Annotated in this window: 19 protein-coding genes and 1 other annotated feature; of the genes, 4 read left to right on the top strand and 15 right to left on the bottom strand. The window is 43.5% G+C overall.

Features of this window, described 5'->3' with window-relative positions; all coding sequences use genetic code 11:
* Positions 1-154: 154 nt before the first annotated feature.
* The 4 genes from pulA to thpR are packed head-to-tail and all read right to left on the bottom strand — an operon-like array spanning position 155 to position 4,783.
* Positions 155-2,299 carry a type I pullulanase gene (pulA, locus tag RSX31_RS08290; RefSeq protein WP_282138933.1) on the bottom strand — a complete coding sequence of 715 codons (2,145 nt, stop codon included), beginning with the start codon at positions 2,297-2,299 and terminating at the stop codon, positions 155-157.
* Complete coding sequence (locus RSX31_RS08285; RefSeq protein ID WP_315634237.1) at positions 2,293-3,246, bottom strand: diacylglycerol/lipid kinase family protein; 954 nt, start codon at positions 3,244-3,246, stop codon at positions 2,293-2,295. The genes pulA and RSX31_RS08285 overlap by 7 nt, the downstream gene beginning before the upstream one ends.
* The gene (locus tag RSX31_RS08280) at positions 3,243-4,208 is read right to left on the bottom strand and encodes a nuclease-related domain-containing protein (protein ID WP_148996147.1); all 966 of its coding nucleotides are present in this window, start codon (positions 4,206-4,208) and stop codon (positions 3,243-3,245) included. Before RSX31_RS08280 ends, RSX31_RS08285 begins: the two co-directional genes overlap by 4 nt.
* Positions 4,209-4,231: 23 nt before the next feature.
* Complete coding sequence (gene thpR, locus RSX31_RS08275; protein ID WP_315634236.1) at positions 4,232-4,783, bottom strand: RNA 2',3'-cyclic phosphodiesterase; 552 nt, start codon at positions 4,781-4,783, stop codon at positions 4,232-4,234.
* A gap of 165 nt (positions 4,784-4,948) precedes the next feature.
* On the opposite strand from thpR, the gene cysK reads away from it, so the two are divergent.
* On the top strand, positions 4,949-5,878 hold the full coding sequence (cysK, locus tag RSX31_RS08270) for a cysteine synthase A (protein ID WP_315634235.1): 930 nt from the start codon (positions 4,949-4,951) through the stop codon (positions 5,876-5,878).
* Between the two features lie 86 nt (positions 5,879-5,964).
* Here the strand turns inward: cysK and RSX31_RS08265 are convergent, their stop codons facing one another.
* Genes RSX31_RS08265 through pepV form a run of 3 tightly spaced genes read right to left on the bottom strand, consistent with a single transcriptional unit; the run spans position 5,965 to position 8,539 of the window.
* Complete coding sequence (locus tag RSX31_RS08265; protein ID WP_148970992.1) at positions 5,965-6,243, bottom strand: hypothetical protein; 279 nt, start codon at positions 6,241-6,243, stop codon at positions 5,965-5,967.
* Between the two features lie 13 nt (positions 6,244-6,256).
* Entirely contained in the window at positions 6,257-7,111 is an 855-nt protein-coding gene (gene dat, locus RSX31_RS08260) for a D-amino-acid transaminase (RefSeq protein WP_315634234.1), read from the bottom strand.
* Between the two features lie 21 nt (positions 7,112-7,132).
* The gene (pepV, locus tag RSX31_RS08255) at positions 7,133-8,539 is read right to left on the bottom strand and encodes a dipeptidase PepV (RefSeq protein WP_315634233.1); all 1,407 of its coding nucleotides are present in this window, start codon (positions 8,537-8,539) and stop codon (positions 7,133-7,135) included.
* Between the two features lie 462 nt (positions 8,540-9,001).
* Here pepV and RSX31_RS08250 point away from each other — a divergent pair, with 462 nt between their 5' ends.
* Positions 9,002-9,223, top strand: a complete 222-nt coding sequence (locus RSX31_RS08250; RefSeq protein WP_044340309.1) for a DeoR family transcriptional regulator — start codon at positions 9,002-9,004, stop codon at positions 9,221-9,223.
* Positions 9,224-9,586: 363 nt separating this feature from the next.
* Here the strand turns inward: RSX31_RS08250 and RSX31_RS08245 are convergent, their stop codons facing one another.
* Positions 9,587-10,312, bottom strand: a complete 726-nt coding sequence (locus RSX31_RS08245) for a pseudouridine synthase (RefSeq protein WP_315634510.1) — start codon at positions 10,310-10,312, stop codon at positions 9,587-9,589.
* A 150-nt stretch (positions 10,313-10,462) separates the two neighbouring features.
* Between RSX31_RS08245 and RSX31_RS08240 the strand changes: the two genes are divergently transcribed.
* Entirely contained in the window at positions 10,463-10,690 is a 228-nt protein-coding gene (locus RSX31_RS08240; RefSeq protein WP_148970996.1) for a hypothetical protein, read from the top strand.
* Positions 10,691-10,803: 113 nt separating this feature from the next.
* On the opposite strand, the gene RSX31_RS08235 is transcribed toward RSX31_RS08240, so the two are convergent.
* A complete protein-coding gene (locus RSX31_RS08235; RefSeq protein WP_148970997.1) occupies positions 10,804-12,423 on the bottom strand; it encodes a putative polysaccharide biosynthesis protein in 1,620 nt (539 codons plus the stop codon).
* Positions 12,424-12,626: 203 nt separating this feature from the next.
* Here RSX31_RS08235 and RSX31_RS08230 point away from each other — a divergent pair, with 203 nt between their 5' ends.
* A complete protein-coding gene (locus RSX31_RS08230) occupies positions 12,627-13,889 on the top strand; it encodes a BaiN/RdsA family NAD(P)/FAD-dependent oxidoreductase (RefSeq protein ID WP_315634509.1) in 1,263 nt (420 codons plus the stop codon).
* Between the two features lie 51 nt (positions 13,890-13,940).
* Here the strand turns inward: RSX31_RS08230 and RSX31_RS08225 are convergent, their stop codons facing one another.
* From RSX31_RS08225 to RSX31_RS08200, 6 genes are all read right to left on the bottom strand, one after another.
* Positions 13,941-14,123, bottom strand: coding sequence for a sporulation protein Cse60 (locus RSX31_RS08225; protein WP_113969818.1), 183 nt, complete (start codon positions 14,121-14,123; stop codon positions 13,941-13,943).
* A gap of 318 nt (positions 14,124-14,441) precedes the next feature.
* Positions 14,442-14,756, bottom strand: coding sequence for a rhodanese-like domain-containing protein (locus tag RSX31_RS08220; protein ID WP_148970998.1), 315 nt, complete (start codon positions 14,754-14,756; stop codon positions 14,442-14,444).
* A 285-nt stretch (positions 14,757-15,041) separates the two neighbouring features.
* Positions 15,042-17,456 (bottom strand): leucine--tRNA ligase, encoded by a 2,415-nt coding sequence (gene leuS, locus RSX31_RS08215; protein ID WP_315634232.1) that lies wholly within the window; start codon positions 17,454-17,456, stop codon positions 15,042-15,044.
* An 83-nt stretch (positions 17,457-17,539) separates the two neighbouring features.
* Positions 17,540-17,762, bottom strand: a binding site (T-box leader).
* A 267-nt stretch (positions 17,763-18,029) separates the two neighbouring features.
* Positions 18,030-18,806, bottom strand: a complete 777-nt coding sequence (locus RSX31_RS08210; RefSeq protein ID WP_315634231.1) for a 3-hydroxybutyrate dehydrogenase — start codon at positions 18,804-18,806, stop codon at positions 18,030-18,032.
* A gap of 15 nt (positions 18,807-18,821) precedes the next feature.
* Complete coding sequence (locus RSX31_RS08205) at positions 18,822-20,144, bottom strand: GntP family permease (RefSeq protein ID WP_113969822.1); 1,323 nt, start codon at positions 20,142-20,144, stop codon at positions 18,822-18,824.
* A gap of 291 nt (positions 20,145-20,435) precedes the next feature.
* Complete coding sequence (locus RSX31_RS08200) at positions 20,436-21,797, bottom strand: sigma-54 interaction domain-containing protein (protein ID WP_315634230.1); 1,362 nt, start codon at positions 21,795-21,797, stop codon at positions 20,436-20,438.
* Between the last annotated feature and the right edge of the window lie 164 nt (positions 21,798-21,961).

Raw genomic sequence — 21,961 nt, 5'->3', positions numbered from 1 at the left:
TTATATGTTCAGTTACGTTAAAGTTTGGATTCATTCACTGCATCAAAAAAGTCTTATAAAATAAAAAAGACAGCTATTGGGCAATACAATCAATAGCCATCTGTTTAAGATTTTATCGTCATCTTGCGTTTTCGTCAAGCACTGGAATGAACTGCTACCTTACAAACACATAGGAAGAGACAGGTTCAAGGGTTATAGTTCGCTCTTCTACCCCATAAAGACCGCTTACATTTGCCCTATTTCCGTCTGACAAACAAATCCAATCTTTTCCTTCCGGGAGGGAATACTGACACTTCTTCAAATCTGAATGGAAGACCATGAAGATATCGTTCCACGGGCCATACGGGTGGACATTCTGATAGCGGACCACAACAAGATTTTCGATGCTATGAGAGACTTCCACATGTTCCCGGATCAGTCCGCTGTTTTGAAATCGGAAGGCACCGTGACTTTTACGGATTTGAATCAGTGCTTTCACGTATTGAACGACATCATCGAATTCTTCTCTTCTCGTCCAGTCTAATTGATTAATTTCAACAGGAGAATTGTAGCTGTTTTCAATTCCCTTTTTCGTCCTGTAAAATTCCTGTCCTGCATGAATAAAAGGGATCCCTTGAGATAGCAGTACCATCGTGGTTGCTAATTTATGGCGATTCATAAGGGTTTCTTCATCTTCATTTAAACAAGCTTTCATTTTATCCCAAAGGGTGTGATTATCATGGGATTCCACATAGTTAACGGATTGGGTCGGCTCTTTAAAGAGCCCTCTTTCCCCATTTTTCATCCCGACACTTCCAGTCAGGACGAGTTCCACCTTTTGTTCCAAGTGTCCGTGACCGAGAGCAAACCCTTTATCATATAAGTTAAACGTACTTCCTTTAATGGTGTCCCGGAACCAGTCATTGAATTGACCGATCCCTTGAAGCTGATGGGCGTTACGCAGGTTGGCCTTTTGATGCGGGGGCAGGGGGGTGTTCAGGTCCCAGCCTTCTCCTATGATGATCGCTCCAGGCAAAACCTTATCCACTTCTTCTCGGATTGTCGTCATGGTCTTAGTATCAAGAATTCCCATCAGGTCAAAACGGAAGCCGTCGACACCGTACTCTTTTATCCAATAAAGAATCGAATCAACGATGAATTTCCTGGCCATCAGGCGTTCGGAAGCAAAATCATTTCCCACTCCCGTCCCATTTGAAGGTAAACCATTTTCGTCGTGACGGAAGAAATACCCGGGAACAAGCTTTTCAAAAGATGAATCCTCCCGAATGAACACGTGGTTGTATACCACATCCAATATAACCCTGATATTTTCTTCATGAAGGCTATTAATCACGCTTTTCAGTTCATTGATCCGCTCATAGGGATCTTCAGGCTTTAAGCTGTAGCTCCCTTCCGGCGCATTAAAAAACAAAGGGTTATATCCCCAATTGTAGCTTTTATCGGAAGGGTGATCCGTCACCCCATCGAAATCATTGACAGGAAGCAGTTCAACATGGGTGATGCCCAGCTCCTTTAAATACTGAATTCCACTACTGAATCCTTTCGGGGTAGAAGTCCCTTTTTCTGTAAAGGCACGATATTTCCCTGCGAATTTCATGCCGCTTTCTTTTTGTGCTGAGAAATCACGGACATTCAATTCATAAATGACAGCATCTGTAGGTGAAGGTAACGGTGCCAAGGAAGAAGGTCCCTCAATTCGTCCAAGGTTCACAACACATCCCCACTCACTGTCGTATGAAATCGATTTAGCATATGGATCAATCAGTTCATCCCAAACCAGATTGATACACGTTAGAATTGTATAATAATAGCGATCTACATCGGTATTCACCTTACATTCCCATACGCCTTTCTCAACTCTCTCGAATGGGTACTGGATTTCTTCATCATCAGGGGATTTCAGCTTAAGTCTTACCTCTGTTGCCGTCGGAGACCATACTTTAAACACGGTGCACCCCTCTTGGTATGTAACACCAAGGTCATCCCCGTCGTAATAAAAACGTTGATCAAACTCTTCGGTCCTTATGACCGCTCCGATTTGGAGGTCTGTCTTTGTGTTATGCTCATCGACAACTTCATAGACTTCACCCAGGACAACCTTCTCACTCTGAATCGTCGTGACATATTTCATCGCATCATTGAGGGGAATCTTTTCTTCAATATGAAGAGCTATTTTTTCACTGCCTTTAATGAGAGAGAAGTGACTGGAATTCCCATCATGATAATCGTATGGAAGAATCAATGTAACCGTATTGAACGTATCTAAGAACGCATCGTAATGTCTGCTAATGACTAACACTTCTGCCACCCACTTCTATTTAACATTTTCCAACTTAATGGAAGAACGTGCACCTTCAATTCATTCCCCTTCTTCAGTTCTTCAATTGTGTCTCCATCTGCGTGCACAGGTACATCCTGACCCGATCGGATGTTCATCGTTGTTCCCGTACACGTGCTGACTTCGTTAAAAGCCGTATGTTTTCCGAAGAAGACAGATAGAAAGACCAGGAGTAATTTCCACCTCGATAACCCATGGACAAGGGTCATATCGATAGATCCATCATCAGGACAAGCCTGTGGGGCGATCTTCATTCCTCCACCAAAAAAAGGCTGATTCGAAACTGTCACAAACCATACTTTGTGAAATACCTGCTCTTTTCCATCCACATCTATCGAAAGGGAAAAAGGTTTATACGTAAACGCTTCCTTACAAAGAAGGATAGGATAGATCAGTTGTCCAAGGGACCATTTGTTCAACCACCTCTTAAAGGATGAACGATTGGCCTTACGGGCAATTTCCGCGTCAAATCCTATCCCTATATTATTCACGAAATACCCATTTGGTCCGCTGTTCATGGTAAATTGACCTGAATCCAAGGTCACGATGTCCTCTTCTTTTATACCTTCCTTTATTAAGGTATATGCTTGTTTTTTATTGTTAGGCCAATTATAGCCCCTTGCAAAATCATTACCACTTCCTGATGGAATATACCCTATAACGACCTTGTCAAAACCGATTGTTCCACTCACCACAGAGTTCATGGTCCCATCACCACCTACTCCCACTACCAGGAGCCAGTCGTCTGGAGATTGATTGACAACACTTGAAACGATCTTCTTCACGTCACCGGGTTGACCAGTCAAAAAAATCTCATGTGGAATATCGATGGTTTGACTAAATTGATTCCACGAAGATAAGGAGTGATGATTCTTTGCTGAAGGATTCACGATAAAAATCGTCCTCATTGTTGGTTCTCATCTGATTCAACAGCATGCTCTCCCCACTGAAGCCTTTTAAATGAAGTAGTTTGGCAATACTCCATGATGGCTTGTGCCGCTTTCAGCTGGACACTCTTGATCGGAGAAGAGCTTGAGCGCTGCTGCTGAAACCATTCGTTGTGGAGACGTTTGTCAAGAAACTGAATGCCCATCGGGGCCTGTGGGTAATCTATGTATCCATTTCTGCTTATCACGCCTTTATGAATCGGAAGGTCAACACCTGCATATTGAATGATTTGATGGAGTATTCCCTCCATCCTTCTCAGTCCGATTAGAGGGTTTAATACCTTCGTCTCTAGATCTCCCCATTTTTTCAACCAGAAACGTTCTCCTGAACCGATGTAGGCAGTTCCCTCTTCAAATTCGAGAAAGGTTAAGCACCAGATCCCTGTTGGGGTGATCAATATGGTTTCGAGTTCTACAGGGGCATGTTTAATTTTCAATACCGGGTTGTACAACACGAATATGTTATCTGGAAAACGCTGAAGCAGGTAGCGTAATCGTTCGTCATAATGATAGCTGTTATCTACATAGGATTTCTCCATGATCGTGGAGCTTGCCCACCTCAACTGAAAATCAAATACAAGGTCCAGGAAGGAAACCTTCAATTCTTCCTCCGTAGAGATATCGTGATGTGATTCCATTTCAAATGCGATTTCTTCATCATTTGCCTGAATGGAGCTTGAGAGCTCCTCTTCTTCCTCTTTCTTTTTGAACAGTGAAAAGAGCTTCTCCTTCATGGAGTTCCTTTCCTGTTCCTGTTCTTCCTCCTTAACGATCGGGGAAGCTGGAGGGAGTTCACCGTTTTCCCAATGTTGTTTCATTTTTTCCCATTGCTGCTTTTTTAATCGGACAAATTGGGAAGGATATCTATATAAATCCGTTTCGTACCTGGAAACGTAATCTTGAAGTTTAATCAGCTGTGCCATATGGATCGGTCCTTTCATGACGGTCAATTTGCATGTAACGGTTTGGTATAAATGGCTTCATACTTAGGCAGACGGTCTACGTGCGTTCGATATAACACGATTTCTCTTGCAGTGAATAAATGGGTGTCAGGCGGCTGAAACGAATTCAACCACTCGGAAGTAAAAGGAAAATCTCTATTCCACTTTCGCCCCACGGTGATATGTGGAGAGAAAGGTCTCTTATCTAATTGAAAGCCCGCATCTTCACACACACCATACACTCTGCCCCGAACCCGCTGTAAGATTTCAGAAGGCTGAGCGCCCAACCATAGAATTCTCGGTGAATCACTTTTTCCAAAAGTACCGTAGTGATCGAGGGTTAATGAAAATGAAGGACAATCAAGCGCGTCCACTTTATGGATCACGGGTTGAAGTTCATCCGCACTTCCCAAAAAGGCCAATGTGATGTGATAGTCCTGCGGGTGCACCCAGCTCTGAAAAGAACCCTCATCCTTCATTGGCTGCGTCCACTTTTGTATGCAGTGTTTCGTTTCTTGAGATAGAGATAGTGCAAAGAAATAGTGAACTTTCAACATATCACTCGTCCTTTCATTCGTTACTACCATTTTAGCAAAATGTGTCATGAGAGAGAATGACTAGAAGGAAATGCAATAAAAATGAAATACAAAGCTCATTTATTTGATAAGACTTATATGAATTAGTACGATAGAAGAAGAACGTTTTCTGAAAGGAAGTTGACCATGAAAGTTGTACAAAATATAGCTGAACTGATCGGGGACACCCCCCTGGTCAAATTGAATCGACTCAATCCTGCTGACGGAGCGGATGTATATGTTAAATTGGAATTCTATAACCCGAGTAAAAGCGTGAAGGACCGTGCAGCCTTTCAAATGATCGTTAAAGCAGAAAAGGAAGGCTTATTAAAAGAAGGATCGACCATCATAGAGCCCACAAGCGGAAACACGGGTATCGGCCTTGCCATGAATGCAGCAGCAAGGGGATATCGCGCAATACTGGTCATGCCCGATACGATGACTCAAGAGCGTATCAATCTGTTAAAAGCATACGGAGCTGAAGTAGTATTAACACCTGGAGATGACAAAATGCCAGGCGCTATCGAAAAAGCGAAAGAATTAACAGAGCAAATCCCAAATAGCTTCATGCCGATGCAGTTTGAAAACGATGCGAACCCGGATGCCCATCGAAAGACGACGGCCCTCGAGATTGTGGAAGCCATGAAAGAAATCGGCAAGCCCTTATCTGCATTTGTAGCGACTGCCGGAACGGGCGGAACGATTACAGGAACAGGTGAAGTGTTAAGAGAGCATTATCCGGACCTCGCCGTTCATGTCGTGGAACCGGCGGGATCCCCAGTTCTTTCTGGAGGAAAGCCCGGGAAGCATAAGTTAGTAGGGACTAGTCCAGGATTTGTTCCAGAAATACTGAATACCAGTGTCTACGATGAAATCCACAAAATCGAAGACGAGCATGCCTACGATATTGCCCGCAGAATGGCAAGTGAAGAAGGTATCCTCGTAGGGCCTTCATCAGGGGCCGCTTGTTATGCAGCCATTGAAGTGGCGAAGAAGTTATCACCTGATGATGTAGTCGTGTGCATTGCCTGCGATACAGGAGAAAGATATCTATCAAGCGACCTGTTCAGATTTTAATTACAAAAGCGGTATCGACTTGCTCCTCTAGCCGGACGATAACCAAAAGAGGCTGCGCCCATGACGGCGCAGCCTCTTTCTTATGATCATTTAACCTTATGATACTGCGTGATGAATTGTTCAGGAGATGACTTAACAACAAACGTCCACACTCCTTCAATCGTGTGAAGATACAAAAAAGTATAGAAAGCTGACAATGGTTTGCTTGTCACATCCATCACGTCCTTGATGGTGAAGCTTCTCGTAGGAGTCTCGATTCGATCACTGTATAAATAAAGATGCTCCTCTGTCTCTACCGTGAATTGCTGGTTGTCTTCTATTCTTCGTTCGGTCTTCATAAATGGTTGTGAACAAATCAATCTCATTTAAAGCCTCCAATTATTTTACCGGGCTTTGTTCCCTTTTTCTTTCACTAAACAGTGCCTGCAGCTTTTTGGTTACAGAACCGGGTTTCCCATTTCCGATCACCTGTTGATCGATCTTAATGACGGGCATGACTTCTGAAGTCGTACTTGCGATGAATACTTCATCCGCTTCGAGAAGATCAGGGACAAGAAACGTCTCTTCTTGAAAAGAGATATTATTTCTTCTGCATAAATCTTCAATGACTCTTCTCGTAATACCATTGAGTATCAAGTTTGTTACGGGATGCGTGTAGATGACTCCATCTTTCACCATGAATGCATTAGAAGAGGAGCCTTCCGTCACAGTATTCCCTCGATGCAAAATAGCTTCAAAATGACCTTCAGATGCAGCTTCTTCTTTTGCCAGCAGGTTTCCGAGAAGATTCAAGCTCTTAATATCACATCTCAGCCACCTGATATCTTCGATCAGCTTAGCTGTTACACCTTGCTCCATCTGGTGAAGAGGAACAGGAAAATCCTTCGTATAGGCAACGACGCTTCCCATTACATCTTTCGAAGGAAAATGGTGCTGACGGGAAGACACACCGCGGGTCACTTGCAAATAAACAATCCCGTCTTTCACTTGATTGGAATCGATAAGCTCCAGAAGATGTGCAGTCAGTTCTTCTTCTGAATACCGAATGGACAGCTTCATCTTTTCAGCACTTTGATAAAGTCTCTCCATATGCTCCTTCATCGTGAACGTGTTTCCGCCGTATACGCGAATCACTTCATAGATTCCATCCCCGAATTGATAACCGCGATCCTCAATATCAATCTTCGCATCGGCACGATCGATAAATTCCCCATTTACAAATACTGTGTTCATTCTGCTCTCCCCTTGTCTCTCTTAAGATTCACATGCTAATTCATAGATAGCCTGTGCGTAAATAGCCGTTGCTTTCAGGAGATCCTCTATATACATATATTCATCTTTCTGATGAGCAATATCTTCACGGCCGGGAAATAATGCCCCAAAGGCTACGCCTGCCTCTAAGCTTCTGGCGTAAGTCCCTCCACCGATGCTTAATAACTCGCCTCTCTCACCGGTTTGATCCTCATATACTTTCTTCAGTGTTTGAACAAGTTCATCCTCTTTAGACACATGATGAGGTTTACTATCTGAGAAGTTTTCAATCGAATAGCCTTCTATGTTCTTAATGATTGCCTTTCCTTTTTCCATCTCAAACGTAACCGGATAACGCATGTTTAATCCTAATCGCCCGCCATCAGCATCTGAATAGCGCAGCTTCCCTACGTTGATAGTTAAATCTCCCGTAATATCGTCACGGTAGCTTACACCGAGTTGGATCCCTCTTGAATCTTTAAAGAAATGCTTGGTCGTGAACTCAAAGAACTCTTTTCCTTGGGAAGATAGTGGCAGCTGTGATAAGAATGCGGCTAAGTAGAGACCCGCATTCTTCCCGTTGTCAGGCTCCATTCCATGTGAAGAAACACCTTCGACTTCAAAAACAAGCTCGCCGTTTTCGATGTAATAGTTGCCTTTGATGTTTTCTTCCTTTGTGAAAATTTCAAAGTTTTGAACCCATTTTGTGTGATCCTCATCGACCAATAGTACCGCTTTGGCATAGTCAGGAACCATGTTGTAGCGTCGGCCGGACTCAAAAGACAGGACCTTGATGCCTGTTTGAGACACATCCGCCGGTTTTATTTGGACTAAATCATAGTCGGCGATCCCTTTTTCTGCATGGATGATCGGGAAGTCTGCATCAGGGGCAAATCCCATTGTAGGCATTTCTTCTTTTTTGAAATAATGCTCTACACATCTCCAGTCGCTTTCTTCATCTGTTCCAATGATCATCCGGACCCGCTTATTGAAGGTGGGATCAAGATCCTTTACGATTTTCATGGCATAATAGGCAGCCATTGTAGGACCCTTGTCATCGATTGCTCCACGGGCATATATCTTACCGTCTTTTATCTCTCCGCCATAAGGATCGAAACTCCATCCATCCCCTTCAGGCACAACATCCACATGACAAAGGATACCGAGAAGGTCACTTCCATTACCAAACTCTAAATGTCCGGCAAGATGGTCCACATTCTTAGGGATGAAACCGTCTTTCTCACCAAGGGTCAATAAATAGTCCAGCGCTTCTTTCACGCCTCTCCCCAGTGGTGCATCCTCCGTCGCATTCTCTTCATCCAGCACACTTTTAATCTGCAGGAATTGCTGCAGATCCTTAAGCAAATCGTCCTTCCGCTTCTCCACTTCATTCGTCCAATTAATACTCATTCGTATCCACCTGCTTATATGTATTTACTTCTACTCTCATTTTATACTGTTTCATGGGGAAATCCAAACAGAGAGAATCCGGTGAATAACCGATGTATGCGCTCTTGCTCTGTTCAATGAGTATATTAGATGATTCGAAGGCAATTGGCTTCAACTCGGGTACTCTCTCACTCTTAACAACATCAATATTAATAAAAAGATAAAAAATACATATATTTAGCATTTTCTTCATATTCTAGGAATACAACCATCAAGTTACTACGTAAATTGTTTGTAAATTTGGACAATGTTTTTGAAATTTTGTCGGATTAGGAGTACAATGTAATTGTCTGACATCTTATGAGTAAACTTTATATGTAGAAAAGGGGTTGTCTAAAGCGCATAGTACATATGGTAGCACGTGAGGTGCACAAACGACGCATGTAGTCTTTGCCTTTGGAAAAATGATGAGGGAGTGGTTCTTTGAAACCTTCAACCAATCGTATGCTAACTAGAATCAAAGCTGTGTACATGTACATTAAACAGAAAGGTACTGTAACAACTCAAGATCTTGTAGACGAATTTGGCATTACTCCTCGCACCATACAAAGAGATCTCAACGTGTTAGCGTATAATGACTTGGTGCAAAGCCCAAGTCGGGGTCAATGGACAACAACAGAGAAGAAAGTGAAGATGACTTCTTAAACGAAAAGCGGAGGCGGCTCGTTCAGGCCCGACAAGCATAAGACGAGAACGCCGGAAAGGCGCCCTTTGCCTTTTTGGTGTTCTTGACTTATGACCTCGAGTGACTAGCCGCCGGAGCTGGACACATAGAAAAGCGGAAGGGCTAGCCCAGAGGCGCAAGCATAAGACGAACCTGCCGAAAAGGCGGGTTTTTGCCTTTTTGGCAGGTTTGGCTTATGACCTCGAGCCTCTAAGCCCTGGAGCTGGACACATAGAAAAGCGTCGACTGCCTTGTCGCTGGAGCAGATCGAATAGCGGACTAAAATGACTTTTCAAACAACGAAACGGGGCAGCACCTTTACCGAAGGGTGCTGCCCCGTTTTTTTATTCAGGCTTGTATTCTTTTAGTAGTGTTACTTCCTCTTCGGTCAGCTCACGGTACTCACCAAGCTCCAGATCTTTATCAAGCTCAAGCGGTCCCATCGTTAAACGCTTTAGATATATGACGCGCTTTCCTACGCTTTCGAACATTCTTTTCACCTGATGAAATTTCCCTTCAGTGATCGTCAATTCAATATCAGAAGTCAGGCCTGATTTTAGAATCGTCAATTCCCCCGGCTTAGTTTCATAGCCATCATCCAACGTGACTCCACTTTTAAAGGCTTCTACGTCCCCTTCTGTCACTTCACCGTCAATCACGGCAAAATACGTTTTCGGAACATGGCGCTTCGGAGAAAGGAGCTGGTGGGATAATTGACCGTCATTCGTAATGAGAAGGAATCCTTCTGTATCCTTATCGAGTCTTCCGACAGGAAATGGATTGAATATTTGATCTTCCAATTGAAGCAAATCAATGACGGTTTCATCCTGTCCATCTTCAGTTGCTGAGATGACTCCAGGCGGCTTATTCATGAGAAGGTAGATGAATTCACGATACTCAACCTGCTCTCCATACAACATCACTGTATCCTTTTCCGTATTGATATGCACCTTTCCATCTTTAATGACCTCTCCATTGACTTGAAGACCGCTATCCTTTAATAATTTCTTTACTTCTTTCCGGCTGCCGTAACCCATATTGGCAAGCATTTTATCTATTCTCACGTTAATCACGCTCCGTTTATGTTGAGTTCTTATTCTTTAATGTTGGTTTTATTAGTGATTTGACCAGTCCATAGGCACTTACCCATTCATGTTTCTATTCTTAACATAGGCTACTACAGGTAAGCAACTTTGATAAAAATAAATGAGGTGAAGCATATGTATCCATATCGACAACAAGGATCAGGTGGATTATTGATCCCTATTCCACTTCCTGGAGGCGGCGGACAGGGATATCCAGGTTTTCCTGGTCAAGGGTATGGCGGCGGCGTCAACGACCGGTTAGACCGGCTTGAGAGACAATATGAGCGTCTGGACCGCAAAGTCGACCGCTTGGAACGAAAAGTAGAGCGACTTGAAAGACAACTTGGGTATTATAATAATTAGCCCTCTCCTATTACAATGATTGATGAAAAGTGCATGACCGCTTAAATAGAAGCAGGGCTCACTGTCCATTCAATAAAAAAAGGGATGATCGGCATGTATCATCCCTTTTCCTTTTACCCTATGCGAAGTTTACTGCGAATCCTCGTGATTTTATCCCCGAATAAACGATCTGCCAATTTACTTCTTAAGCTTAAGTAGAAGTAAACAAGTGCTCCCACCCCGCCACATATAGCAACGAGAAGAATCGATTGGAATCCGGACTCAGGATTGAGGAATTGAACCAGTATACGATATAACACCAATACCACCACTGCCATGACGGCATTCAGTGCTCCTATGAACATGGTTCTTCTCATAATCAGTCTGAATTGATATCTCGCGTATTTCTTGATGACATATAAATTGATTAGAATCGCTACTGCATACCCAATCACAGTGGCGATGACAGCACCTTGAGTTTCGAACAAGCGAATCAACGGTATGTTCAGGACAAGCTTGAGTAGCAGACCGACAAGCAAGCTGAAGATAGTAAATTTCTGCTCGTCAATTCCTTGAAGAATCGCTGCCGTAACAGCAAATAATGCAAAGAGAATCGCAACAGGTGCATATGATCTTAAAATAGAAGTTCCTAATTCATCACTGTGATAGAACATCGTATACGTTGGCTCAGCTAATAGCGCAATTCCCAAAGCTGCCGGTACTGTTAAAAACAATAGAATTTGAAACGTTTGGTCGATGTTTCTACGCATCGTTTTCCGGTCGCCGCTTGTATAAGACGTCGTAATCAACGGAATCAGCGTCATAGAAAAGGCGGTTGCCAAGGACACTGGAATAATCACAAGTTTATGAGTATAGAAGTTCAATACGGCAAAGGCATGATCGGAAACTTTTGCATTACCAATCGCAGACATCGCAGTATTAAAAGTAATCTGATCAACCAGTTGAAATAACGGGTTGGCAAGTCCTACAAAAATAAACGGAATCGAATAGGCGATGATCTCTTTATACATCGATCGTAATGAAACCTCTTCCTGACCGCGATCTTCCTCTAGGAGCTCGTCTAAATGAGGCTTTCGTTTAAACCAATACCAAATCAATGCCCCGAGACTCGCCAGCCCCCCGACAAATGCTGCAAATGTCGCTACAGCAATGGCGGTTGTCACAGACCCATCTAAAATGTTTAATACTACATAAATCCCGCCCAGTAAGAAAACAATCCGGACAATTTGTTCGATTACCTGGGAAACCGCTGTCGGCCCCATGGATTGATGTCCCTGGAAAAAGCCCCTGATCAAGCTCATAAACGGAATGATGATCAGTGCAAAACTCACTGCCCGAATGACGGTCGTCACCTGTGCAACCGAAATCACCTGTTCATCACTCTTGATTGTCATTTCTGCGAATATAGGCGCAAATGCATACATAATGAGGAACGAAACAATCCCCGTCAGCGTCATCAGCACCAAACCTGACTTAAACAGCCTTCGTCCTACGGCATATTCACCTATGGCATTATATTTTGAAACGAATTTTGAAACGGCCAGGGGCACACCTGCAGTCGCTACAGTCAGAAAGATTGTATACGGTACATAACCATATTGATAAAGGGAAGCCCCCTCTTCATGACCTTTTAACAAATCATCAAACGGTATAACATAAAAAAGACCCAGAAACTTCGAAATAAAGGTCCCTAACGTTAATATAAACGTCCCTCTTATTAATTTAGATGACATAGTATCCCTCTCTATATATCTTGTTGCTCATTAAACAAACAAAATAAAATCCAACTTGAAAATTTACACACTATCAGTAGTTTACTACTGTACGAATCGAATGACAATTTTTTTCGAATGTTGTATTTAAAACCCATCCCATTTAAAATAAGGAGAAACTTCTTTTGAGAAACGAAAGAGCAAAACTAAAAGTTGGTGGAAAAATGGTAAAGAAATACGATGTGATTGTCATAGGTGGAGGACCGTCCGGATTGATGGCCAGTATCGCAGCCGGGGAAAACGGAGCGAACGTCCTTCTTGTAGATAAAGGAACGAAACTTGGAAGAAAGCTCGCGATTTCCGGAGGCGGCCGCTGCAACGTGACCAATCGACTTCCCATAGAAGAAATCATTAAGCATATTCCGGGAAATGGACGATTTTTATATAGTGCCTTTTCCGAGTTCAATAATGAAGATATCATCGCTTTCTTTGAGAAGCTGGGGATACAATTAAAAGAGGAAGATCACGGCAGGATGTTTCCTGTATCGAACCGGGCCATGGATGTTGTGGAAGCCTTATTGAAACGCATGAAGGAGTTAAAGGTGGATACCCGGACGAGCACAAGCGTGGAGGAAGTTCTGTACGAAAACGGCGAGACGGTCGGGATCCTCTTGAAAGACGGCGAAACGATCGCCGCAAAGGCTGTCGTCATCGCGGTTGGAGGCAAGTCCGTCCCTCATACCGGATCGACGGGCGATGGGTATCCATGGGCAACAAAAGCCGGGCATACGATTACCGACTTGTTCCCGACCGAGGTTCCCCTTACGTCGGACGAGCCTTTTGTTAAAAAGAAAGAGCTTCAAGGGCTTTCATTGCGCAGCGTTGAGTTGAGCGTATTAAATCCTAAGGGGAAAAAAATCATCACGCATAAAATGGATATGATCTTTACCCATTTAGGAATTTCCGGACCGGCCGTTCTCCGTTGCAGTCAATATGTGGTAAAGGCCATGAAGAAATGGAACCTGACCCATGTTGCCATGCAGATCGATTCAATGCCTGATCAAAATGAAGAACAGCTATTCCAGTCTATCCATAAACAGGTGAAAGAAGATGGAAAGAAAGCTGCGAAGAATATATTCAAAGGATTGGTTCCTGAGAGATACCTGTTATTTTTACTGGACCGTGCAGAAATCGATCACGATGAAAAAGGAGATCATATCTCCTCAGAGAAGATCCGACAGTTTACCAAGTTGTTAAAACAATTCACCTTCAATGTGAACGGAACATTGTCCATTGATAAGGCGTTTGTTACGGGCGGCGGTGTTTCCATTAAAGAAATCGAACCAAAAACGATGGCTTCGAAAAAGATGAACGGACTCTTCTTCTGTGGGGAAGTGCTTGATATCCACGGATATACCGGCGGCTATAACATTACTTCTGCCCTTGTTACCGGAAGACTTGCAGGCTTTAATGCGGCAAAAGTATAATACAAAAAGAAAGGTTGATCCCATCTGCATCTGCAGTACGATCAACCTTTTTTATTTTCTGTAAACAACCATGGCCGAGAAACAATAAATTTGATCTTCCACTTCCTCCGACAATGCTGCTACATGATATTTAATATCCACGATTTTTTTATCTTCCAGTTTACTGAGAAAATGATTCATGTCTTTCTCTAAATCTTTTTCATGCTCATAATCGAAGACTTTCACTTGAATCATGGAGCTCCCTCCCCATTTCTGATTGGTATTAGTATCGTCAGAATATTTAATTTTCAAACAATTAATGGGGGATTTTTATTGAGGATTGAATGTTTCGTTGAGTTTGGTATTTTTTTGATTTCGCTGATATATTTTGAATTTCGCTGATATATTGTCGATTTCGCTGATAAAATGAAAATTCCGCTGATATATCTCGAATTTCGCTGATAAACATCCTTACATTCCACATAGAACTCTGTAGTGAAGCCATTTTTCACTATATACATGAAAAAAGCACACCCTTTTCAAAAAAAGGATGCGCTTCTTCCCAAAAACCAATTATTTCTTCGCTGCTGTCTCCCCAGCCCAGTTCATCATGCCGCCTTCCATGTTCACCACTTTATATCCTTGTTCCTGCATGTAGTGAGCGACATTTCCGCTGCGGTTTCCTGAACGGCAGATAAAGATGTACTCTTTGTCTTTATCAAATTGATCAAGTGACTCAGGAATTTCACCCATTTTGATATGCTTGGCTCCAGGAATCACTCCCTCTGCCACTTCTTCATCTTCACGAACATCCACTAAAAGCAGATCTTCACCATTTTTCAACTTTTGCTCCAACTCATCAGTCGTAATCGTTTTAATTGTATCCATTCTTCTCAACTTCCTTTCATCATTCACTCATTATTCGTCATTCATTCAACACAATTATACCAAAGCCCGTCTCCCAAACAAAAAAATCAGATTGAAAGAGGGACGGACCTCAATAAAACGCTGATTTAAAGCGATTTGCGATCAAATTCCGGCCCATATAGAGGTCCGCCCCCCTAAATAGAAAAGAGGGACGGACCTTGGTGAAATACAGAATCCCCAATTGATAGTATTTCCTACCAATCAGATGCATTTCAAGGTCCGTCCCTCAACATACTCGACACAATATTAGTTGGCTACGATGTTCACTAGTTTGCCAGGTACGGCAATGACTTTGCGGATGGTTTTGCCTTCGATTTGGCTTTTGATTTCATCGTTTTCCATGGCGATTTTTTCTAGATCCTCTTTGTTCATATCTCGAGGGATCATGACTTTCGCCTTCACTTTACCGTTTACTTGAAGAACGATTTCGACTTCGTTGTCGACAAGCTTCGATTCATCGAATGTCGGCCATGCTTCGTAGGAAAGAGTTCCTTCATGACCTAGCTTGCTCCAAAGCTCTTCTGTCATATGCGGAGCGATCGGTGCCAGCATCTTAATGAAACCTTCCACATAATTCTTAGGAAGTGTGTCAGCTTTGTATGCATCATTGATGAATACCATCAGCTGGGAAATTCCTGTGTTGAAACGAAGCCCTTCGTAGTCTTCTGTCACTTTTTTCACGGTTTGATTATACGTTTTATCCAGGTCACTGTTCGGTGCATCTGTCACCTTCGAGGAAAGTGAACCATCCTCCTCGACAAGCAGGCGCCATACACGGTCAAGGAAGCGACGGGCTCCGTCCAGTCCGTTTGTGCTCCAGGCGATGGAAGCTTCAAGTGGACCCATGAACATTTCATAAAGACGAAGGGTATCTGCACCGTGAGATTCTACCACCTCATCCGGATTCACAACATTCCCTTTTGATTTACTCATTTTTTCATTGTTTTCACCCAGGATCATTCCTTGGTTGAATAGCTTCTGGAACGGCTCTTTCGTTGGCACTACGCCGATATCATAAAGGAACTTGTGCCAGAAACGGGCATAAAGCAAGTGAAGCACCGCATGTTCGGCTCCTCCGATATACGTATCGACCGGCAGCCAATTTTCCATTTTCTTCGCATCAGCCAGGGCTTCTTCGTTATGTGGATCGATATAACGGATATAGTACCAGCAGCTTCCTGCCCACTGAGGCATTGTGTTTGTTTCACGGCGGCCTTTTTTACCTGTTTCAGGGTCTTCAACATTCACCCATTCACTGATGTTCGCAAGTGGAGATTCACCTGTACCGGACGGTTTGATTTCAGTCGTCTTGGGAAGGACAAGTGGAAGCTCACTTTCTGGAACCGTGGTCGTTGTGCCATCTTCCCAATGGATGACTGGAATCGGCTCGCCCCAGTAACGCTGACGGCTGAATAACCAGTCACGCAGACGGTACGTCACTTTCTTCGTTCCGATATTCTTTTCTTCCAACCAGGAAATGGCTTTTGTGATTGCCTCTACCTTACCCATTCCATCAAGAAAATCAGAGTTCACATGATCTCCGTCACCTGTATAAGCTTCTTTCTCAACGTTGCCTCCAGCGACCACTTCCACGATTGGAAGATCGAATTCTTTGGCAAATTCATAATCTCTCTCGTCATGAGCAGGAACAGCCATGATTGCACCAGAACCGTAGCTCATTAGAACGTAATCGGCAATCCAGATCGGCATTTTGCTTCCGTTAGCTGGATTGATCGCATAGGCGCCCGTGAATACACCCGTTTTTTCTTTTGCAAGATCTGTACGTTCAAGATCACTTTTTGACTTGATCTTGTCGATATACTCATTCACTTTCGAGCGTTGTTCGTCCGTTGTGATTTTCGCGACGAACGGATGCTCAGGAGCAAGAACCGCGTATGTTGCACCAAAGATCGTATCCGGACGTGTTGTGAAAACATCGAAAGATTCATCATGCCCATCAATAGTAAAATTGATTTCTGCTCCTTCAGAGCGTCCGATCCAGTTGCGTTGCATATCTTTAATACTCTCAGGCCAGTCTACATCTTCAAGGTCTTCCACAAGACGGTCTGCATAAGCGGTGATCTTCAGCATCCACTGCTTCATCGGACGGCGCTCTACGGGATGCCCTCCGCGTTCGCTCTTCCCATCGATGACTTCTTCATTGGCAAGGACCGTCCCAAGTGCCGGACACCAATTCACGGCAACCTCATCCACATAAGCCAAGCCTTTTTCATAAAGTTTGGTGAAGATCCATTGCGTCCATTTGTAGTAGCCTGGATCTGTTGTATTGACTTCGCGGTCCCAATCGTAAGAAAAACCTAGAGCTTTAATTTGACGGCGGAATGTATCGATATTTTTTTGTGTGAATTCTGCCGGGTCATTCCCTGTATCAAGGGCATACTGCTCAGCCGGTAAACCGAATGCATCCCACCCCATCGGATGAAGGACATTGTACCCTTGCATACGCTTCATGCGGGAAAGGATGTCCGTTGCCGTAAACCCTTCCGGATGTCCTACGTGAAGGCCTGCGCCTGATGGATACGGGAACATATCCAGTGCGTAGAAATTGTCTTTTCCTTCATCTTCCGTCGCCTTGAACGTTTTGTTTTCTTCCCAATACTGCTGCCATTTTGTCTCAACACTTTTATGATTAAAACTCATATTGAGATCCTCCTTTAATTGTCATTCGAAAGGCAGGTGCCCCTCTTTTTTTAAAAATAAAAAAACTCTCATCCCAAATAAATATTTGGGACGAGAGTTTGTATGTACATTCTCCCGCGGTACCACCCACATTAGTGTACGCGCACTCAGCTTCATTCATCCTTAACGCGGAAAACGGCAAGTCTTACTGTTCGTTCACACTTGCAACTCAGCAGGCGAGTTCATGATGCTTCTGGTTGACTTTCACCACCCGTCAACTCTCTACGACAGAAATCCTTCATTACTACTCCTGATCAACGTTTCGATATAGGTAAACAATATATGTATTCACTATTTTAGTGAAAAATATACAGAAGCGCAAGCCTATTGTTGATTAATGGATGAGATTATTAACTTTTTATTAAATTGTATGAGATTCCAGGTGACGATCACGGGTAAATTTTGTCCTCTTTGACGAAAAACCGAGCCGATTTACGTTTTTCCCCAAAAACAGACTCACCATAAACCACCGCCATTTCAACCTCACCCAATAAATGAAACGACCTCCTAAAAGGTCGTTTCTCCTTCGCCTAGCTATTGAACCGTATACCCTCCATCCAATACAACTGCCTGCCCGGTGATTCCCTTCGCTGCATCACTGCATAGGAACATGGTATAGTCTGCAATTTCTTTTACATCCAGTAACCTTCGCTGCGGTACGAGAGGATAGATGACTTCTTCTATCACTCTTTCAAACGGTATATTGCGCGTTTTGGCAAGGTCCCCCAGCTGATTTCGAACCAGCGGAGTGTCAACATACCCCGGACAAACCGCATTTACGGTAATTCCATGTTGTGCCGCTTCCAATGCTGCTACCTTCGTCAAGCCGATGACTCCGTGTTTGGCAGAATTATAGGCTGCTTTGCCGGAGAAGCCTACTAATCCATTAATGGATGCCATGTTGATGATCCGTCCCGATCCCTGCTCCTTCATGTGAGGCAGGACATGCTTGATCGCGACAAAAGGAGCGGTCAGCATGACTTTTATGAGAAGTTCGAATTTCTCAGTCGGGAACTCTTCAATATGGGACACATGTTGAAGTCCTGCATTATTGATTAATACGTCCAGCTTCCCGTAGTGATCCACCGTTTTAGCGATTGCCTCTTTTAAATCGGGTTCCGATGTCACGTCACATCGCACTCCAAGAACTTCATATCCTTCTGCCTCAAGGGCATCCGAAGCTTTTTGAACGGAACCTTCCTGCAGATCCGTCAATACGACTTTGGCTCCCTCAGCAGCGAATTCTTTTCCGATTTCGAAGCCGATTCCCTGCGCTGCCCCTGTTATGAATACAACTTTATTTTCAACCATGATGATACTCCTTTCTTAGATCCCTACGCCAAATGAGAATAAAAGAATCGCTAATGCTAAACCGATAAGTGGGACAATGACGGTTACTGCTCCTACCGCACCATACGCTTCTCCATGTGATTCATTACAGATCGAACGGATCGTCGTTACGACATATCCATTGTGCGGTAATGAATCCAGTGCTCCTGAAGATATCGCCACTACCCGGTGAAGGGCTTCAGGATTCACACCCATATCAACATAATGTGGAGCGAGGATCGGCAATGCGATTGCTTGACCACCTGATGCCGAACCGGTCATCCCTGCTATCACACTGACTGCGATGGCCCCACCGATTAATGGGGATCCAGGAATATTCGTCATGACATCAACGGCTGTACTGAAGGCTGGAACAGCTTTGGCCACTCCTCCGAATCCAACGACCGCCGCTGTGTTACCGATGGCGATCAATGCTCCAACCGTACCTTCGGAAACAGCACCCCAGAAGCCTTTGAAATATTTGCGATTTAACACGTAAGCCGAAATCACACCACCTAATAAGGCAATGATAAGTGCTGATTGTTTTAAAGAATCGTGGAAAGTGAAAGCCAGAATAAGGACGACTAATAATGGAACCAATCCCATGAAAGGGTTAGGCAGTGGTCTTCCTTCATCAATGACCGGATCTTCTTCGCGTGAATGGAACTTCTCTCCTTTATTGACTGCTTTGGTGATCATACGCTTTAACCACCAGTAGCCAAACACTGCCATAAAGACCGCGACGATCAAGCTGACTTCCCAGCCTGCATAAGGTGTCGTACCAAGATATTCAATCGGAATCCAGTTTTGGATTTCCGGTGAACCTGCAGATGTCATCGTGAACGTGACCGACCCGAATGCTAATGCCGCAGGAATGAAACGACGCGGCAGATCCGCTTGTTTAAATAAACTAACGGCCATAGGATATACAGAGAATGCCACAACGAAGAGACTGACTCCCCCATATGTTAAAACGGCACAGGCAAGCACAATGGCAAACACGGCATACTTCATCCCTAGTTTTTCTACTACAAACCGGGAGACACTATCTGCTGCCCCGCTATCTTCCATTACTTTTCCGAACACGGCACCCAATAAGAACATCAGATACCAGGCAGCGACGAAGCTTGTAAAACCTGACATATAGTTTGAAACGAGATTCGCTTCCCCTTCACCCGCTAACTGCGGAAAGAGCGGCATCCCACTCAGCACTGCTACGAATAAAGCCGATATTGGACCAACAATCAATATGTTCATGCCCCTCATCGTTAAAAAGATTAATAAAATGAGTCCTCCAATTAGACCGATCATGCTTAACATGATATTTCCCCCTTTGTTCTCTAAAGATGATTAAATGAAATCGTTTACATTTTAATCTACTCTTCTTCTCTCCTTTCCATAAAATACTTTCAAATAGAATACATGCAATAATTGTGCCAACTTTCAGATTACTAATCATCCACTCCTTTTCTCACCCACATATTTTAAGAATTCCAGGATTCTGGACAAATCCGGTATTTTAGTCACGAAATGTACATATTTACACTAAAAATAAAACAGTCCGGAAATATGGACTTTTTTCCATATTTCCGGACTGCCAGCACAGCTATATTATAGAAGCTGATATTTATTTAACTTCTCATACATGCTTGATTTACTTATTCCCAGTGCCTCTGCAACCTTTCGTTTATCGTCCTGATGAGTTTGCAAACTTTGAGTCAATACGGATTTCTCCGTTTCTTCGAGGATTTCTTTTAATGTTTTAGAGCCGACATCATAAAAGTTTCCAACCTTCATATAAGAAGGCAGTGACTGAAGAGAGATCCAGCTTCCATTAGACAAATAGGTGGAAGCGTTAATGACATTTTCTAATTCACGCAAATTCCCGGGCCAGCTATAGGAACGAAAAATCTGCATCACTTCGTTTTCAAACCCTTGGATCCGTTTCCCTGATGATTTTGTGGATTTTCCCAAGAAAAAGGCAGCCAAATTCTCGATATCTTCCTTCCGCTCACGGAGAGGGGGAATTTGAAAGGGGACTACATTAATTCGATAGTACAGGTCGCTTCGAAATCGCTTTTCTTCCATCATTTTTTCAAGGGGACGGTTCGTGGCTGCGATGATGCGGACATCCACATGTTGAACACGGTTCGAACCGACTGCCTCGACCTCCCCTTCCTGTAAAGCCCTGAGAAGCTTAGCCTGCATATTGAGAGGCATGTCCCCGATTTCATCAAGGAAAAGTGTTCCCTTATGAGCCAGCTGAAACTTCCCTTTTTTACCTCCCTTTTTCGCTCCTGTAAAAGCTCCTTCTTCGTAACCGAACAGCTCTGATTCCAGAAGCTGCTCCGGGATCACGGCACAGTTTACTTTAATGAAAGGTTGCCCGCTTCTTTCGCTAAGCTGGTGAATACTATGGGCGAACAGCTCTTTACCCGTTCCGCTCTCACCTCTGATCAGGATTGAAATATCACTGGGGGCAATCATTTGAGCTTTGTCCTTCAATTCATTCATTCCAGGTGATTCACCGATAATATCATTCAGTGTGTATTTCACGCCTGTATTGATATCCTGGATGTAGCTTTGAATTTTAGACATCATGTTCTTTACATGAGAACTCATTTGCATCCATTCACTCGTGTCCCGGAAGATCACCGAACCAAATGCTCCTATCACTTTACCATCAACCCGAATCGGAATACGATTGGCGATCATATAGTTCCCTTTAATATATTGAAGGTCTGCCACTTCCTCTTTACCACTGTCCGCAACAATATGCATACGTGTGTTTTCGATGACGTTCGTCACATGTGAGCCAATCGCTTTATCTCGTTCAACTTCAAGAAAGCGACAGTAATTGTCATTTATATAGATAATCGTGCCTTCGTTATCAACGACGACCAACCACTCGAAAGCGTTCTCAAGAATGATTTCAATCATTTCGACGGATACCTTTTTTAATAAGCTGCTCATTTCCACTGCCTCCTCTGTTTTTGAAAGAGAACATATACATCTATAGTAGCACATACACTATCTGTCGTTCCCGAAAATGTAAGCGGCTTGCAAATCTTTCAATTACCAGTGGAGATTCGGTTTAATGTTTACGGAATTAGGGAAACTTCTTAACAATGAATGGA

Source organism: Rossellomorea yichunensis, assembly GCF_032337515.1.
GTDB classification, from domain to species: Bacteria; Bacillota; Bacilli; order Bacillales; family Bacillaceae_B; genus Rossellomorea; species Rossellomorea yichunensis.
Note: the sequence above shows the minus strand (reverse complement) of the source record. Positions and strands in the feature narration are given on the sequence as shown.

What these genes read in the sequence shown, in the direction of transcription:
- RSX31_RS08285 (WP_315634237.1), bottom strand. Translation starts at nt 3,246, where the DNA reads ATGAGGACGATTTTTATCGTGAATCCTTCAGCAAAGAATCATCACTCC.
- RSX31_RS08280 (WP_148996147.1), bottom strand. Translation starts at nt 4,208, where the DNA reads ATGGCACAGCTGATTAAACTTCAAGATTACGTTTCCAGGTACGAAACG.
- thpR (WP_315634236.1), bottom strand. Translation starts at nt 4,783, where the DNA reads ATGTTGAAAGTTCACTATTTCTTTGCACTATCTCTATCTCAAGAAACG.
- cysK (WP_315634235.1), top strand. Translation starts at nt 4,949, where the DNA reads ATGAAAGTTGTACAAAATATAGCTGAACTGATCGGGGACACCCCCCTG.
- RSX31_RS08265 (WP_148970992.1), bottom strand. Translation starts at nt 6,243, where the DNA reads ATGAGATTGATTTGTTCACAACCATTTATGAAGACCGAACGAAGAATA.
- dat (WP_315634234.1), bottom strand. Translation starts at nt 7,111, where the DNA reads ATGAACACAGTATTTGTAAATGGGGAATTTATCGATCGTGCCGATGCG.
- pepV (WP_315634233.1), bottom strand. Translation starts at nt 8,539, where the DNA reads ATGAGTATTAATTGGACGAATGAAGTGGAGAAGCGGAAGGACGATTTG.
- RSX31_RS08240 (WP_148970996.1), top strand. Translation starts at nt 10,463, where the DNA reads ATGTATCCATATCGACAACAAGGATCAGGTGGATTATTGATCCCTATT.
- RSX31_RS08235 (WP_148970997.1), bottom strand. Translation starts at nt 12,423, where the DNA reads ATGTCATCTAAATTAATAAGAGGGACGTTTATATTAACGTTAGGGACC.
- RSX31_RS08230 (WP_315634509.1), top strand. Translation starts at nt 12,627, where the DNA reads ATGGTAAAGAAATACGATGTGATTGTCATAGGTGGAGGACCGTCCGGA.
- RSX31_RS08225 (WP_113969818.1), bottom strand. Translation starts at nt 14,123, where the DNA reads ATGATTCAAGTGAAAGTCTTCGATTATGAGCATGAAAAAGATTTAGAG.
- RSX31_RS08220 (WP_148970998.1), bottom strand. Translation starts at nt 14,756, where the DNA reads ATGGATACAATTAAAACGATTACGACTGATGAGTTGGAGCAAAAGTTG.
- leuS (WP_315634232.1), bottom strand. Translation starts at nt 17,456, where the DNA reads ATGAGTTTTAATCATAAAAGTGTTGAGACAAAATGGCAGCAGTATTGG.
- RSX31_RS08210 (WP_315634231.1), bottom strand. Translation starts at nt 18,806, where the DNA reads ATGGTTGAAAATAAAGTTGTATTCATAACAGGGGCAGCGCAGGGAATC.
- RSX31_RS08205 (WP_113969822.1), bottom strand. Translation starts at nt 20,144, where the DNA reads ATGTTAAGCATGATCGGTCTAATTGGAGGACTCATTTTATTAATCTTT.
- RSX31_RS08200 (WP_315634230.1), bottom strand. Translation starts at nt 21,797, where the DNA reads ATGAGCAGCTTATTAAAAAAGGTATCCGTCGAAATGATTGAAATCATT.